The organism is Lactobacillus amylovorus DSM 20531, assembly GCF_002706375.1.
Taxonomy (GTDB): domain Bacteria; phylum Bacillota; class Bacilli; order Lactobacillales; family Lactobacillaceae; genus Lactobacillus; species Lactobacillus amylovorus.
This window is the reverse complement of the sequence record NZ_CP017706.1, coordinates 308,299-321,824: the sequence shown is the minus strand read 5'-3', so window position 1 is coordinate 321,824 and position 13,526 is coordinate 308,299. Positions and strand designations below refer to the sequence as shown.

Sequence of the window (13,526 nt, the reverse complement as noted above, 5' to 3'; positions counted from 1 at the left end):
GATTGAATGGATAAAGAACACATTGCTGACCAAGTTAAATTGTTAATCCCTAACAATAATGAAAATCCTGATTATGATAAGATCATTGATTTTACAGTTGATAAAATCATGAATGACATTGCTAATTACTGTAATATTCCAATTGATGAATTACCTAATGAATTATCTACTGTAGTGGTTAACATGACAGTTCAAGCAATTAAGGTAAATGGATTTTTTGATGGCGAGAGTGCTGCTAACATTCAATCACTAAATGAAGGTGATACCAGTGTTACATTTAAGCCCGTCAGTGATATTTATTTAGCTCTGCAAGGCTTAAATCCTATTACGGATAATTACACTAATATCTTAAACAACTTCAGGAGGCTACCAGAATGAGCAAATTTGAAGGCTTAAAAAAGGTAGTCTCTTTGTTATGGACGGATAGAGCCAAAATCACTGGTACTAAAAAAGTAACTAAGAACCACATTACCAATAGTGTTGAAACTACGATAGTAGAAAATGAACCTTGCAAAGTTGTTTTAAAAGGGCAATCTGCAGGTACTCAAACTATTTTTGGTACTGATGAAGCGGACGCTAAGTTACTAATCCGTAATGGTATTGATATTCCTGCTGGGGCGGTTATCTATATTACTGATCAAAACGGTAATACAGTCAAATATAAGCGCTCTAGCAAAGGATATTCTGGCTATTACTCACATCAAGAGTTAGCAATGGCAAGGGATGAAAAAGCATGAGTTTGGGAACTGTTGACGATGCAGAATTTCAGGCTTGGGCTAGTCGTGTTAAAGGAAGAATAGATAGTGGTCAACTCAAAAAAGAGATTGGCCAAAGCACTAAGCGCATTGGTGTACAAGCCATTAGAACGCTCAAAACCAATACTCCTGTTGATACTGGCGCTTTACGTAAAGCTTGGACTGCTGAAGGCCCTTCTGTGAGTGGTGGTGGCTGGGTTGTTAAAGTAAGTAATCCTACTGAATATGCTTCCTATGTTGAAAGTGGCCACAGAACTCGTAATCACAAGAACTGGGTACCAGGCCAATTCTTTATGAAGAATTCCTTGAATGCGATAAACTCTCAACTGCCTGATCTGATAACACCTGGCTTATGGGCTTTTAGGGATTTACTATCATGACAATAATTGAAAGAATTGCGGATGAGTTAGCTCGTATCTCGCCAGAAACAACGATTTACACGGAGAACCAGCCAAGTGGGTTTGATGAACCGTGCTTTTTCATAAGCAGAGCAGGAAATGCAGTCCTAAAACCAGAACTTTTTGATTATGAAACTAGGAAAATGCCATTTCAAGTTGTTTATTTTCCACCAGAAGAAAATGCTAATGAAGCATTAGATGAGATGGAAGCACTGCTAATGGACAATCTAACTGTATTGCCTGATTTCGCTTATTTAAGAAATCGTGAATTCAGTGTAGATACTAATGAACATACGTTGACGTATGATTTTGATCTCGTTTTACGAATGTACAAACCAGATCTTTCACTGAAACAAAGGAGTTTAGATTTAAATGCAAGAACAAAAGGAAACAACAGGGAATAACATCAAAGTTAAGCGCACCGAAGTTGAGTATACTAAAGCTCAAATTAAGCAAGCCAATTTATTCCCTGGGACTAACAACACAGCATTGATTAATGTTGCGTTGGAAGACAACAAAACTTATACAATTGCCGAAGCTAAGAAAGCAATTGAAGAATTTAAAGGAGGTATGTAATAAATGGCAGGTGGAACTTGGAGAATGCAAAACAAAGTAAGACCGGGTGTTTACATCAATGTTCGAGGTGATGGCAAGCCGGTATTAACCACACCTTTGGGCCGTTTATTGATGTTCCAAAATAAGCCTCTAGGTTGGGGCAAGAATGGCATCATTGAATTAAAAGCTACTAGTGATTTTACTGCGCTAACTGGGCACAAGAACACCGATGAGGTATTGGCTCCAGTTTATGAAGCTTTAAAGGGTGCCGAAACGGTATTGCTTTTAAACGATTTTACTGGTGGCGCTAAATCTACTGCTACTAAGACAGGTGTTTATACCATTAATGCAAAATATGAAGGTGAACAGGGCAATAACATTAGTGTTAGTTTTGTTCCTAGTCCTTTAGTTGATGGCGCAAATACTCAGGATGTAACTGTAACTACTATCTTTGGTACTAAGCAAGTTGATCAAGTAAAAATCACTTTACCAAAGGCAAGCGCCGATGCAATTGCTAAAGCAGGATTAACCAAGGAAGACCAATTGGAAGTCCACAATGACTACGTAGACATTACTTTTGGTACTACTCCGGCAGATGTTACTAAGGAATTAAATGGCAAGGGAGAATATCCACTTTATACTGCAATTTATAATGGTTTAACTCAAAGTGCTACAAACGTTACTTTAACAGGTGGTACTAATGGCACTAATAATGTAGTTGATGACATGCATGACTACTTGGAAAACGAATATTATGCTGTAGCAACTACTGCTGGTTGGGAAGAATCAAGCAATATTCACAAGCTTTTAGCTGAAGAAATTAAGATTTTGCGTGAAAATGTCGGCATTAAGGTTCGTGCCGTTGTTCCTAATTCAACTGGTGTGGCTTACAACTATGAAGGTGTATCAACTGTTCTGAACGGTTACGTGCTTAACGATGGTACTGTGATTACTCCTAATATTGCCACTGCTAGATTTGCTGGGATGAGTGCTAGTGCTACACCAGATCAAGCATTAACTTATACCCAACTTGATGATGCTGTAGAAGCTAAGCCTAAGCTAAATAATGATAAGACTATTGAAGCTTTAAGCGCTGGACAAATTGTGTTTACCACATTGGCTGGTAGTCGCGTTGTGGTTGAGCAAGATATTAACTCACTTACTAAGTTCACTAGCGAAAAATCCAAAGACTTTAGCAAAAACAGAATTATTAGAACACTTGATGAAATTTGTACTAATACTACTCAAACGTTTGAAACTAGTTTTTTAGGTAAGGTTTCAAATAACGAATATGGGCGTGATTTATTTAAAGCTAACCGTGTAAGTTACTTATCTGGATTAGAGTCACAAAACGTAATTCGCGATTTTGATCCTAGCGATTTAAGCTTGGCCCAAGGCAATGACAAGGACGCGGTATTAATGGATTTATATGTGACTCCAGTTGACTCAATGGAAAAGCTTTACGTCAACTTGGTAGTTAGATAGGAGGCAAATAAATGGCAACAACTTTAGAACAAGTTCTTCATGGTAGAGATACCATTTCATCAAAGGATGCTAAGGTTACCGTTACTATTGATGGTAATGTTATTAATCTGATTGATTGTAAAGAATTAAAGATTAACATCAAAAAGAACAAAGAAAAGGTTCAAGTTCTGGGTGATCACTGGACTAAGCACAAAACCACTTCTGTTGATGGTACTGGTACTTTAGGTCAATATGTAATTAACAGTAATTGGTTGAAATATGGTATTCCTTACACTATGAAGGAAGGGGATTTATACTTTGCGATCACTTTTTCCATCGAAGACCTAACTTCAAGAGCTGGTAAACAAATTATTCAACTTGATGAAGTGAACTTGGACGAAATTCCAGTGGCAGATTTTAAAGCAGATGATACTGTAATGGATACTTCGGCAGATTTCACGTTTGAAGGTATTCACTTAGTTCAACCTTTTGATGGTATTCAGTAAGGAGAAAAATAAATGGCTGAAAATTTTAATGTCGAAGACTTTATTAATGTTGAAAGTCCTGTAAAGGAAGAAGAAGTAAAGATCAAACGTTTAAAAGCACCTTTTAAGATTCGTTCTTTAACCGCAAAAGAAGTAAGCGAATTAAGAAATGATTCAAAAGAAGTACAATTTAATAAATCCACTAGAACTTCTCAAAAGGTTTTAAACCAAGATAAGTTTGAAAATAATTTAATGGCAGCTAGTGTCGTGGTTCCCAATTTAAAGAATGAGGAACTTCAAAAGCATTACGGCACTTATGGTGATCCTGCGGGCACATTGGAAGCAATGCTCTTAGCAGGTGAATATAATGCATTAGCTGAAAAAGTATTAGAGCTTTCAGGTATTGATGCTGATAATGGTAATGATTTAGTTGCTGAAGCAAAAAACTAATTAATAATTCAGTTGGTGATTTTTCAATTTATAATTATGTTCTTAATGAGTATCATTGGACACCAAAGCAATGGGTAGATCTAAATGAAAGAGAAAAGACATTAGTTGTTGCATCAATTGAATTAAGGCTAGAACAAGAAGAGGAAGAAAGAGAAGAAAGTAAAAGAGAGGCAAAGTCATAACACATTGAAATGATATGTGAGAGGCTTAGCCTCTCTTTTTTTGTAGAACCAGAAAGGAGGTAATATATGCCAGAAATAAGTGCAACGATTAGAGTTGTTGATGCTTTTAGTAATCCATTAGATAAGTTAGCAAATGGACTTTCAAGAGCACAATCAGGTTTTAGCAGGTTAAAAGGCACCCTAGGCGGAAATATGTTGGGTGGTGCTGAAAAATCCAGCAGAGGCTTATTTAAATCTATGGCTGGTGGCGTTGCGGTAGGCAACATGATCAGCAAAGGAATGGGATTAGCTGGCTCTGGTATTAGATCGATGCTAGGAGAACTTAATGAAGCATCAACTTCATGGCAAACGTTTGAAGGGAATATGCACCAGTTAGGCGCTTCAAATACTGAAATCAATAAAGCTAAAGCCGAAATGCAAAAATTTGCACAACAAACAATTTATAGTGCTTCCGATATGTCTAGTACTTATGCTCAGTTAGCCGCAGTTGGTACTAAAAATACTGCTCAACTAGTCAAAGGTTTCGGTGGTTTGGCTTCTGCGGCTGATAACCCACAACAAGCTATGAAGACTTTAAGCGAGCAAGCCACTCAAATGGCCGCAAAACCAAAGGTTCAATGGCAGGACTTCAAGCTTATGCTTGAGCAAACACCAGCAGGTATTTCTGCTGTTGCTAAAACGATGGGCGAAAGTACTACACAACTTATTAGAGATATTCAAGACGGCAAGGTGAAGACTCAAGATTTCTTAAATGCTGTTGCTAAAACTGGTACAAACGCCAACTTTAGTAAAATGGCTACCCAATATAAGACAGTTGGGCAAGCTATGGACGGCTTAAAGGAAACATTAGCTAATAACCTTCAGCCTGCTTTTGATAAAGTCTCAAAAGTCGGGATTAAATGGGTTTCTAACTTATCAGATCGAATAGGCAAACTTAATTTCACTAAAATTGGTGATCAACTATCTAATTCGTTAGGCAAAATTAATATTGATCAAGTATTCGATGGCATTGGTGACGCTGCTTCTAGAATTATGCCTGTGATTTCTGAAATTGGTACATCAATTGGTCAAATGTTTGATGGATTCCAAAATTCTGGTGCAATTAATGGAATCGTCTCAACGTTTCAAACTGCTGTTAATGCTATTAAGAATATGTTTAGTAGCCTAAATTCTAGTGGTTTGTTTGAAGGTGTTGGTCAAGCAATAGGCAATTTAATTAATATGATTGCTCCTGTTTTTAACAGTTTAATATCTTCAGTTTCTAATTTGATGTCTACCTTAATGCCGATTTTATCTAGCATAGGTAGTGCAATTATAGCCACAATCCAGCCAATTGCAAGCACAGTAACACAAGTATTATCTAGTGCATTTAATGGCTTATCTGCAGGGCTGGCACCTTTAACAAATGCCTTTAATCAATTAAGATCGGCAGCTGCACCATTAGCACCAGTCTTACAAATTGTAGGGCATGCGCTTGGAACATTGGGTGGTACCGCATTAGCTGGCGTAGCTCTTGGGATTGGCGTTGTAGTTGATGCTTTAACGTCATTAGTATCAGTAGCGGCGGGAGTGGTTAATGCTGTTAGAGGCATTGCTCAAGGATTCCATGCATTAGGAGATGCGTTAACTGGAAACTTCAGTGGCGCAAAACGTGACATTGAAGATGCTAAGAATGCCATGATCGATATGAAGAACTCCTTTGGCAATGTTGGTAATGCTATTGGCAATGGTGCCACTGCCAATATGATTAAACAGTTTAGCCAAGTCGGTTCTGCGGCTAAGAAGACTGCTAGTGATGTCAACGGTATTAAGATGAAACCACAGGTTGATGTGGCTAGTGCTAATGCTAAAATTGCCGATTTAGGTAAGAAGACTGTTCAAGGCCCTAAAGTTAAAGTTGAAAAGCCAAAACTTAACTTTACCAACCCATTTAAAAACATTCTTGGTGGTAATACTAAAACTATTCCTGCTCCTAAAATTGGCAAGCCTAAAGTTCCAGCTCCCTCTGTACCTAAGACGGTTAAATCCATTAAGGCTCCTAAAGTTGATAAGCCAAAAGTACCAACGCCAACTATGCCTAAAGAGCTTAAAACAATTAAAGCTCCTAAAGTAGCTAAACCTAAAGTACCACAGCCATCAATGCCTAAACTTAAAACAATCCCTGCCCCTAAAGTGCAGAGACCTAACATGAGCGGTGTCGTTTCTGCTGTTCGGTCAGGTATGAGTAGAGCAGCTTCAGCTGCAAGAGCAGGTGGCGCTCAAATTAGTGCCGCAGTTCGTAGCGCGTTGAATCAAGCTGTAGCAGCCGCAAGAAGTGCCGCTGGAGCTATGCAAGCGGCTGGGGTAATGATTGGTCAAGGTCTAGCGAATGGTATTAGGTCTCAAGTTGGGGCTGTAGCCGCCGCGGCTAATGAACTGGTAGCTCAAGCTAATAGAGCTGCAAGAGCAGCGGCACAAATCCACTCTCCATCAAGATTGTTTGCCGAAGTTGGTAGCTTCATTGGACAAGGTATGGCTGTGGGTATGGATTCTACAAGAGGGCTTATCAGTCAAAGTAGTAGAGCCATGATCAATAGTGCTTACCCTGGACTAAATAGCTCTATCAACAGTTCGGGTTCTTTAAGTTCAAGTTCAATTAGACCAAATAGCGCTACAAGTAGTAATTACTACACTGGTGGCACTAATAATTCCAGCGAAATCACTATTGCCCCAGGTGCCATTGTAATTAATAGCTCTGGTAATCCTGAAGAAGATGCGGATGCTTTACTTGACAGACTTGAAGAAAAGATTATGGAGCAAGCTAATAAATCATTAAGTTAGGAAGTGTTACATATGCCTGATCGTAGTGGCATGGAATTTTATATAAAAGATCAAACAACAGGTGAAAATTTACAAATACCAGTTAATCCTAGCGATGTTAAGCTGAAATATGAAACAGATGATCATTCTGAAACCATTGTCAACTTAGGTGAAGTAAATATTCCTGGCAAATTAAAGCTAGTAGGTGTATCGATTAATTCTGTTTTTCCTACGGTTGGCGCTCACTATGTAGCGACTAAAAGCCCACATAAGCAGGCTACCTATGTTAAAAAAATTAAGAAAATGCAAAGTAAGAATCACAAAGTTAGATTCGTGGTTACTAAGACAGATATTTCAATGTTGATGACCATCGCTAGTTTTGAATATGGTTTGGAAAATGGTTGGGCTGATGAATATGCCTATACTTTGGAACTAAAACAGTATCGTAAATTTAGTTACGAGAAAAAGAAGAATCCCAAAAAGCGAGGCAGGTCTAAGAAAGGCAAAAAACGATCTAAGCCTGCTGGAAAAATCAATGTAGGTTCAACGGTTATTGTGAACGGGCGTTTGCATGCTGACAGTTATGGCAGAGGCGCAGGAATGTATGAAAAAAATGCTAAACGCGAAGTTTTATACATTATTCCCAATCGCCAATATCCAGTTTGCGTAGGCATTAATGGTAAAGCCCATGGTTGGGTGAAAATGAGTGAGGTAAAAAGATCATGAGTGATTTAATTCAAATGACCTTGTATAGACGCTCCACTCACTTTACACACTCTAAGCGCCGTGTTGGTTATGATATAAGTGATTTAGTAATTGATGATTCAGTCACATTAGATAGAGATACTAATTTTTCAGCGACCGAATTTAACTTCAAAATGATTTTTGAAAAGAAGCCAATTATTCCATATACAGGCGACATCATTTCTTTTAAATGGAAAAAGAAGAAAATGTTTTACGGCTATGTTTTTAAGTATAGTTTTGATAAAAATCATAACATTGCTGTTAAGTGCTATGCCCCTAGTCGATACTTAAAGAATGAAGATTCAATTGTCTTTAAAACAGGAACATTAAGTGAACGGTTCAAGGACGTGTGCAAACGTGCTGGGATCAAAGCTAAAGTTGTGGCTGGATCTAGTCATAAATGCAAGGCTGAAGTCGATGATGGTAAGACGTATTTTGATATGATTAAGAGTGCGATGAGCGCTACTACTAAAGCAACTCATAAACATTATTTGATTTATGACAACTACGACACTGTAGAGCTTAGAAAATTTCCTTACAAAAAGTTAGATATTATTGTAGGCGATGCATCTGGATTAACTGATTATGATTATTCGGTTGATATTGATAATACTTACAATGTTGTAAAGGTTGTTAAAAAGGATAGTAAGAAAAGCAAAAATTCATCTAAAACCAAGACTGGTGAAGATGATCCAAAAACAACTACTATTAAATCGAAGTCGGTTACTATGCCATCTACTAAACAATGGGGCAAGCTTCAAAAGGTAGTGAATGCCAAGAAGAAAGCTAACGATGCTCAGATGATTCAACAAGCCAAAAATGAGCTTAAAAATCGAAATAGAGCGAACAAAGAGCTAAAGATTACATGCGTTGGTCGTACTGATTTAGTTCCGGGCAACTATGTTACTGTTGAAATCAAAGATTACAAAAAGAAATTTAAAAACTGTCCAATCTTGAAAGCTACTCACCACTTTGGGCAAGATTATACAGTTGAGTTAACAATGAAGGTGGGACAATCATGGCAGGTAAACGGCTCTATGAGTTAATGACAAAACGTGGTGGTAAGCCAAGCGATTATTCGGATGTTGTATATGGTACTGTCATTAGTCCTAAACCATTAAAAGTACAGCTTTCTAACAATATGGTCTTGACTAATGATTTTATTATTCTTGGCAAGCACATTGGAAAATTCAAACTGCAAGGTAATGCAATTATGAAAGGCTCTGCAGATATGACTTTTCATGGCCACCACGATACAGCTAATATCAGTAAGGCTGATTTGAGTTTTAAGAAAACATCAATGTACATTGAATTTGATAATTCACTTGAAAAAGGTGATAAGGTCACAATGATCCGTTTGGATGGTGGTCAACAGTTCTATTTACTTGAAAGGTTAGGTGAAGATGGTTTTGGATTCTGATGAAGAAATTAATGTTGGTGCATTAATGGAAGATGCATATTTAGATGATGCTGATCTTGATGATGAAGAAGACGATCAAAGCCCTACCTATACTTTTAAAGTGGCTAATGGTCGAATTCGTGGAATGACTGATGAACTTGATGCAATGAAACAAGCAGTGGATAAAATTTTACAGACTGAACGTTTTGTTTATCAGATTTACGATGAACAGTATGGTAATGATTTGCCTGAACTGATTGGAGAATCTATTGATTATGCATTATCAGAAGCTGAAAGAATGACTGTTGAAGCTTTAGAAGCAGATGATCGAATCACTAGCGTTGAAATTACCAAGTGTGAACAATCAAGTAGCGATTCAATTATCGTAGAAGGTTTCGCCAACACCGTTTATGGTCGGGTTGGGTTTGAAAGTGAGGTGGATATAGTAGATGAATCCTGATGATTTAGCAAACGAACTAGAAGCACAGAACTATGATTACTGGTTAAACCTGATGCTTGATAATGTGCCAAATGATATTGATAAACGTGAAGGTTCAATTATTTATGATGCTTTAGCGCCTGCTGCTATGGTTAGTGCTCAACAGTCTTTATCCTTAGCTAATATCATACGAGAAACGTATATTAAGACCGCTCAAGGAGAATTCCTAGACTATAGAGCGGTTGAACATGGTACTAATAGATATGCAGCTACAAATACAGAAGTTAAAGCTAAATTCAATGATGATGATGGTAATCCGGTAAACGTTGAAGTAGGTGATAGATTTGCAAGTATTGCAGAATCACCTATTTTTTATACCGTCATTAAAGCAAATGATGATGGCACCGCAGAAATGCAAGCCGAAGAAGCCGGAATAAGTGCTAACAGTTACTTAGGACAAGTTTTACCAGTAACACCCAACGACAATTTAGCCTGGGCTGAAATTGTTGAAATTACTATTCCAGCCAGGGATGAAGAAAATGATGATCATTTAAGAGCTAGATTACTTAACAGTAATTCTTGGGTAGCTTACGGCGGTAACGTTGCAGATTACTTAGATATGACTAGCAAAATTCATGATGTTGGAGCAACTCAGGTTTATCCAACGTGGGACGGACCAGGTACAGTTAAACTAGTTATTTTGAATAATGATCTGATGCCTGCTAGTCAAACTCTGATTAAAAAGGTTAAAGAAGAAATTGACCCTGAGGAGTCCGCTACACAAGGGTATGGTTTAGCTCCGATCGATCATAGGGTAACTGTTGCAGCTCCTGAGACCTTCACTGTTGATATCACAATGAATGTAACAATTGCGGATAGTGCGAACGTTGATACGATTAAAGCCAATATAAAGACTTCACTCGAAGAATTCTTTAAATCATTGCGTAGAGATTGGAGCACTATTAATGCCACAGTTGGTAGGGGCTATTCTATGACTATTTACCGCTCAAAAATCCTTTCTAGGGTAATGATGCTGGAAGGTGTAGCAAATGCTACAATGCCACGGCTTAACGGTAAAGATGAAGATCTACAACTTGTATTTAACAATACTACCTCACAGCTTCCCGTTTTAGGTGAGGTGACTATAAATGAATAAAGACGAACTCTTAAAATACATGCCAGATTACTATGATGGTGTGTATGAAATGGAGGAACTTTTAAAAGCACAATCCAAAGGACTATATCAGTTTGATGAAAAGATTAATCGAACGCTTTTAAATGAATTTATCATTCAAGCAGATGAAAAAGGCATCTCAGTTTTTGAAGATCAGGCAGGAATTAAGCCAGATTCAGGTGCAAGCCTTGAAACTAGACGTAATAACGTTCTTTTAAGATTATTGCCACCTAAGCCTTTAACTACTAGATACCTTAACCATTTACTTGAGATTATGAATTTAAAATCTAAAGTAAGAGTTGATCATGCTAAGCATTTAGCTATAGTTGAAGCAAAATCTACAGATATTACACCAGATAAAGTTAATAGTATGAAATACATGCTGAATATCACTTTACCGGCAACTATGATTTATGATATTAAGATTAATCTTGCTCAAGCTGACACCCCAAGAGAACTTTACTTAGGCATTGTAAATACTGCGGATTCTTATATAAGCATTCAAGCTAATACTGCACAAATTGGCTTTCAAAATAAATTGTAAGAGGTGATTTTTTAAAAAATGTCGCAATATAACAAAACGGTTCTTACTAATGCTGGCCTTGAATTAGCTAAAAGAGCTAATGCAGGGCAAGCAAAGTTTGAAATCACAAGGGCGGTTACTTCTGCGGATGATTGGAGCAATAAAACTATTCAAGACCTCGAGGAAGTAACTGCTATTCCTAACATCATGCAGCAGGGAACCGTCATGGACACTGAAGAAGTTGAAAGCAATAATTCAGTAATTGGTGTTTCTTTGTGTTTTGCTAATAAAAATTTAAGCACTGGCTATCAAATTAGAATAATTGGGGTTTACGTCAAAGAAGAGGGGCAAGAAAACGATTTTCTTTACGCCGTAACCACTGCGGTTACCCCAGAATATATGCCAGACTTTAATGATAAAGTTCTGTACCGTTTTAACATGCAGATGTATTTAGTCATTGGCAAAGCTCAAGCGGTAAATGTCGTTATTAATGATGGTGCTTCAGTTACTCATGGACAATTTGACAAGTACAAAGGTGAAGTAACCGCAAATCTTGAAAAGCTTGAAAATACTCACAAAGAAGATATGAGCCATGTTGCTAAGAGTGCAAGCATAAATGGTGGGGCTGAGATTTTACCTGACAGTACTGGAAAGTTGAATTTGGTTGTTCCAGACCCTGATTTGTCTAGATATGTAAGTCTTGAACAATTAGGGGAGTTGCTTAAAACCAAAGCTGATATTACTGCTGTTCCTGACAAGACTGATACTGAGGAAGGTATTAGACAAGCTAAAGCTGCTGCAAAAGCTGCAGATGATAAGGCACAAAGCGCTTTAGATTCTAAAGCTGATAAAACCGATATTTACACAAAAAAAGCTGTCGATGACGCTTTTAGCACTCGTGACAGTAAAATCGATGGCGCTGTTAACTTAGCAAATCAGGCGCAAGAAACTGCTAATACTAAAGCCAACGCATCTGATGTATATACTAAATCGCAAACCGATGACAAGCTAGGGCAAAAGATCACGTTTGTTAAATGTGATAGTCCGCAAGCTGCATACGATGCTTCCACAAAGCCCGCAGCGGACGGCTCAATCGTGTTTGGCATTTACGATATGAACGACGAGCCTAGCGAAGCTTATGTAGCTGGTCAAAAGATCAACATCGAGTGGTTATACAATCATTTCAATGATCTTCAATCAACTGTAAACAGTGAGCTAGCCACTAAAGCTAATCAGTCTGATTTAGGCAGTACTAATGCCACGGTTGAATCGCAGGCTAGCGAGATTGCGTCACTTAACACACAACTCAACGATGCAGTCAACCAAATTAACTACATCAAAGCTAACTACATTGAAGGCAGACGCTTTGCCAAATCGCAGGAAGCACAAGCAGTAGAATGGGAAAACGCAAACCCACAGCGGATTGCGTTTATAACTGACGATTAACACTCATGACAGAACGGCAGTCTAAAACTGGCGTTTTTTATGCAACGACAGTCCTAAATGGGCTGTTTTTATTTTGAAAGGAGAAATTAAATGGCTAATATTTTTATTGATGGTGATGAAATTGCTAATCAAAAGGACTTAAATAGGCTGCTAGGTCAAAATGATTATGTTTCTGATTCTCTTGATAATCACATTTCAGAAACGGGAATTTATCCCACTAAACAAACAAATGGGGCAGGTTATCCTAATAACACTACAGCTTGGGGCGCATTTGCAAACTTGCATTCTGGGGATAAGTTTTTACAGTTGTTTTTTGATGACCAAAATAATTTCTATCTCAGATCAGATAGTTATTCCGCTTTTGCAAAGCAACCAAGTAACTTTAAACAGATTGCATGGAAGTCTGACATTGCAACAAATGTTATTAAGCAAAATGTAGATATTAATACCTTGACTGAAGAAGGAAATTTTTTTGTCGAGAGTAGCAATATGGACCACTTTCCTGCTGAATATCAAAATCAGTGGTACTTTTTGAATGTTGTAAATCCCAAGGCTGACGTTAATAGAATAAAGCAAACCGTTACGCCCGATCATAGCGAAATGGGTTGGACAATGACAAGAACAGGTGCAGTAGGCAATGGAACTGTTGATTGGGATAGTTGGTTAATTTCTGACTTTGCGAATGGTAAGATTTTAAAAACTAAATAAATATA

17 protein-coding genes are annotated in these 13,526 nt (G+C 37.7%); all 17 read left to right on the top strand.

What is annotated here, in order from left to right:
- The first annotated feature begins 6 nt into the window (after positions 1-6).
- The 17 genes from LA20531_RS01600 to LA20531_RS01515 all read left to right on the top strand — a co-directional run bounded on the left by LA20531_RS01600 (position 7) and on the right by LA20531_RS01515 (position 13,521).
- Positions 7-378: a head-tail connector protein gene (locus tag LA20531_RS01600; RefSeq protein WP_056940087.1), complete on the top strand. Its 372-nt coding sequence runs from the start codon at positions 7-9 to the stop codon at positions 376-378.
- The gene (locus LA20531_RS01595; RefSeq protein ID WP_056940086.1) at positions 375-737 is read left to right on the top strand and encodes a hypothetical protein; all 363 of its coding nucleotides are present in this window, start codon (positions 375-377) and stop codon (positions 735-737) included. The genes LA20531_RS01600 and LA20531_RS01595 overlap by 4 nt, the downstream gene beginning before the upstream one ends.
- Positions 734-1,135 (top strand): HK97 gp10 family phage protein, encoded by a 402-nt coding sequence (locus LA20531_RS01590; protein WP_056940085.1) that lies wholly within the window; start codon positions 734-736, stop codon positions 1,133-1,135. The genes LA20531_RS01595 and LA20531_RS01590 overlap by 4 nt, the downstream gene beginning before the upstream one ends.
- The gene (locus LA20531_RS01585) at positions 1,132-1,557 is read left to right on the top strand and encodes a phage tail terminator family protein (protein ID WP_056940084.1); all 426 of its coding nucleotides are present in this window, start codon (positions 1,132-1,134) and stop codon (positions 1,555-1,557) included. The genes LA20531_RS01590 and LA20531_RS01585 overlap by 4 nt, the downstream gene beginning before the upstream one ends.
- Entirely contained in the window at positions 1,526-1,729 is a 204-nt protein-coding gene (locus tag LA20531_RS01580) for a hypothetical protein (RefSeq protein ID WP_056940083.1), read from the top strand. Before LA20531_RS01585 ends, LA20531_RS01580 begins: the two co-directional genes overlap by 32 nt.
- Positions 1,730-1,732: 3 nt before the next feature.
- Positions 1,733-3,193 carry a phage tail sheath C-terminal domain-containing protein gene (locus LA20531_RS01575; protein ID WP_056940082.1) on the top strand — a complete coding sequence of 487 codons (1,461 nt, stop codon included), beginning with the start codon at positions 1,733-1,735 and terminating at the stop codon, positions 3,191-3,193.
- Positions 3,194-3,204: 11 nt separating this feature from the next.
- Positions 3,205-3,678, top strand: a complete 474-nt coding sequence (locus LA20531_RS01570) for a phage tail tube protein (protein ID WP_056940081.1) — start codon at positions 3,205-3,207, stop codon at positions 3,676-3,678.
- 12 nt (positions 3,679-3,690) lie between these two features.
- Complete coding sequence (locus LA20531_RS01565; RefSeq protein ID WP_056940080.1) at positions 3,691-4,107, top strand: phage tail assembly chaperone; 417 nt, start codon at positions 3,691-3,693, stop codon at positions 4,105-4,107.
- A 248-nt stretch (positions 4,108-4,355) separates the two neighbouring features.
- Complete coding sequence (locus LA20531_RS11340) at positions 4,356-7,109, top strand: tape measure protein (protein WP_201779575.1); 2,754 nt, start codon at positions 4,356-4,358, stop codon at positions 7,107-7,109.
- Between the two features lie 12 nt (positions 7,110-7,121).
- A complete protein-coding gene (locus LA20531_RS01550) occupies positions 7,122-7,814 on the top strand; it encodes a hypothetical protein (RefSeq protein WP_056940079.1) in 693 nt (230 codons plus the stop codon).
- On the top strand, positions 7,811-8,878 hold the full coding sequence (locus LA20531_RS01545; RefSeq protein ID WP_056940078.1) for an XkdQ/YqbQ family protein: 1,068 nt from the start codon (positions 7,811-7,813) through the stop codon (positions 8,876-8,878). The genes LA20531_RS01550 and LA20531_RS01545 overlap by 4 nt, the downstream gene beginning before the upstream one ends.
- Entirely contained in the window at positions 8,851-9,252 is a 402-nt protein-coding gene (locus tag LA20531_RS01540; RefSeq protein ID WP_056940077.1) for a DUF2577 domain-containing protein, read from the top strand. Before LA20531_RS01545 ends, LA20531_RS01540 begins: the two co-directional genes overlap by 28 nt.
- Complete coding sequence (locus LA20531_RS01535) at positions 9,236-9,691, top strand: DUF2634 domain-containing protein (RefSeq protein ID WP_236943774.1); 456 nt, start codon at positions 9,236-9,238, stop codon at positions 9,689-9,691. The genes LA20531_RS01540 and LA20531_RS01535 overlap by 17 nt, the downstream gene beginning before the upstream one ends.
- Entirely contained in the window at positions 9,681-10,826 is a 1,146-nt protein-coding gene (locus LA20531_RS01530) for a baseplate J/gp47 family protein (RefSeq protein WP_056940076.1), read from the top strand. Before LA20531_RS01535 ends, LA20531_RS01530 begins: the two co-directional genes overlap by 11 nt.
- Positions 10,819-11,388 carry a putative phage tail protein gene (locus LA20531_RS01525; RefSeq protein ID WP_056940075.1) on the top strand — a complete coding sequence of 190 codons (570 nt, stop codon included), beginning with the start codon at positions 10,819-10,821 and terminating at the stop codon, positions 11,386-11,388. Before LA20531_RS01530 ends, LA20531_RS01525 begins: the two co-directional genes overlap by 8 nt.
- Positions 11,389-11,406: 18 nt before the next feature.
- Positions 11,407-12,813 carry a hypothetical protein gene (locus tag LA20531_RS11335; protein WP_056940074.1) on the top strand — a complete coding sequence of 469 codons (1,407 nt, stop codon included), beginning with the start codon at positions 11,407-11,409 and terminating at the stop codon, positions 12,811-12,813.
- A 90-nt stretch (positions 12,814-12,903) separates the two neighbouring features.
- Positions 12,904-13,521 (top strand): hypothetical protein, encoded by a 618-nt coding sequence (locus LA20531_RS01515; protein ID WP_056940073.1) that lies wholly within the window; start codon positions 12,904-12,906, stop codon positions 13,519-13,521.
- Positions 13,522-13,526 lie beyond the last annotated feature (5 nt).

What these genes read in the sequence shown, in the direction of transcription:
- LA20531_RS01595 (WP_056940086.1), top strand. Translation starts at nt 375, where the DNA reads ATGAGCAAATTTGAAGGCTTAAAAAAGGTAGTCTCTTTGTTATGGACG.
- LA20531_RS01545 (WP_056940078.1), top strand. Translation starts at nt 7,811, where the DNA reads ATGAGTGATTTAATTCAAATGACCTTGTATAGACGCTCCACTCACTTT.
- LA20531_RS01590 (WP_056940085.1), top strand. Translation starts at nt 734, where the DNA reads ATGAGTTTGGGAACTGTTGACGATGCAGAATTTCAGGCTTGGGCTAGT.
- LA20531_RS01525 (WP_056940075.1), top strand. Translation starts at nt 10,819, where the DNA reads ATGAATAAAGACGAACTCTTAAAATACATGCCAGATTACTATGATGGT.
- LA20531_RS11340 (WP_201779575.1), top strand. Translation starts at nt 4,356, where the DNA reads ATGCCAGAAATAAGTGCAACGATTAGAGTTGTTGATGCTTTTAGTAAT.
- LA20531_RS01575 (WP_056940082.1), top strand. Translation starts at nt 1,733, where the DNA reads ATGGCAGGTGGAACTTGGAGAATGCAAAACAAAGTAAGACCGGGTGTT.
- LA20531_RS01565 (WP_056940080.1), top strand. Translation starts at nt 3,691, where the DNA reads ATGGCTGAAAATTTTAATGTCGAAGACTTTATTAATGTTGAAAGTCCT.
- LA20531_RS01580 (WP_056940083.1), top strand. Translation starts at nt 1,526, where the DNA reads ATGCAAGAACAAAAGGAAACAACAGGGAATAACATCAAAGTTAAGCGC.
- LA20531_RS01550 (WP_056940079.1), top strand. Translation starts at nt 7,122, where the DNA reads ATGCCTGATCGTAGTGGCATGGAATTTTATATAAAAGATCAAACAACA.
- LA20531_RS11335 (WP_056940074.1), top strand. Translation starts at nt 11,407, where the DNA reads ATGTCGCAATATAACAAAACGGTTCTTACTAATGCTGGCCTTGAATTA.
- LA20531_RS01540 (WP_056940077.1), top strand. Translation starts at nt 8,851, where the DNA reads ATGGCAGGTAAACGGCTCTATGAGTTAATGACAAAACGTGGTGGTAAG.
- LA20531_RS01535 (WP_236943774.1), top strand. Translation starts at nt 9,236, where the DNA reads ATGGTTTTGGATTCTGATGAAGAAATTAATGTTGGTGCATTAATGGAA.
- LA20531_RS01585 (WP_056940084.1), top strand. Translation starts at nt 1,132, where the DNA reads ATGACAATAATTGAAAGAATTGCGGATGAGTTAGCTCGTATCTCGCCA.
- LA20531_RS01600 (WP_056940087.1), top strand. Translation starts at nt 7, where the DNA reads ATGGATAAAGAACACATTGCTGACCAAGTTAAATTGTTAATCCCTAAC.
- LA20531_RS01515 (WP_056940073.1), top strand. Translation starts at nt 12,904, where the DNA reads ATGGCTAATATTTTTATTGATGGTGATGAAATTGCTAATCAAAAGGAC.
- LA20531_RS01570 (WP_056940081.1), top strand. Translation starts at nt 3,205, where the DNA reads ATGGCAACAACTTTAGAACAAGTTCTTCATGGTAGAGATACCATTTCA.
- LA20531_RS01530 (WP_056940076.1), top strand. Translation starts at nt 9,681, where the DNA reads ATGAATCCTGATGATTTAGCAAACGAACTAGAAGCACAGAACTATGAT.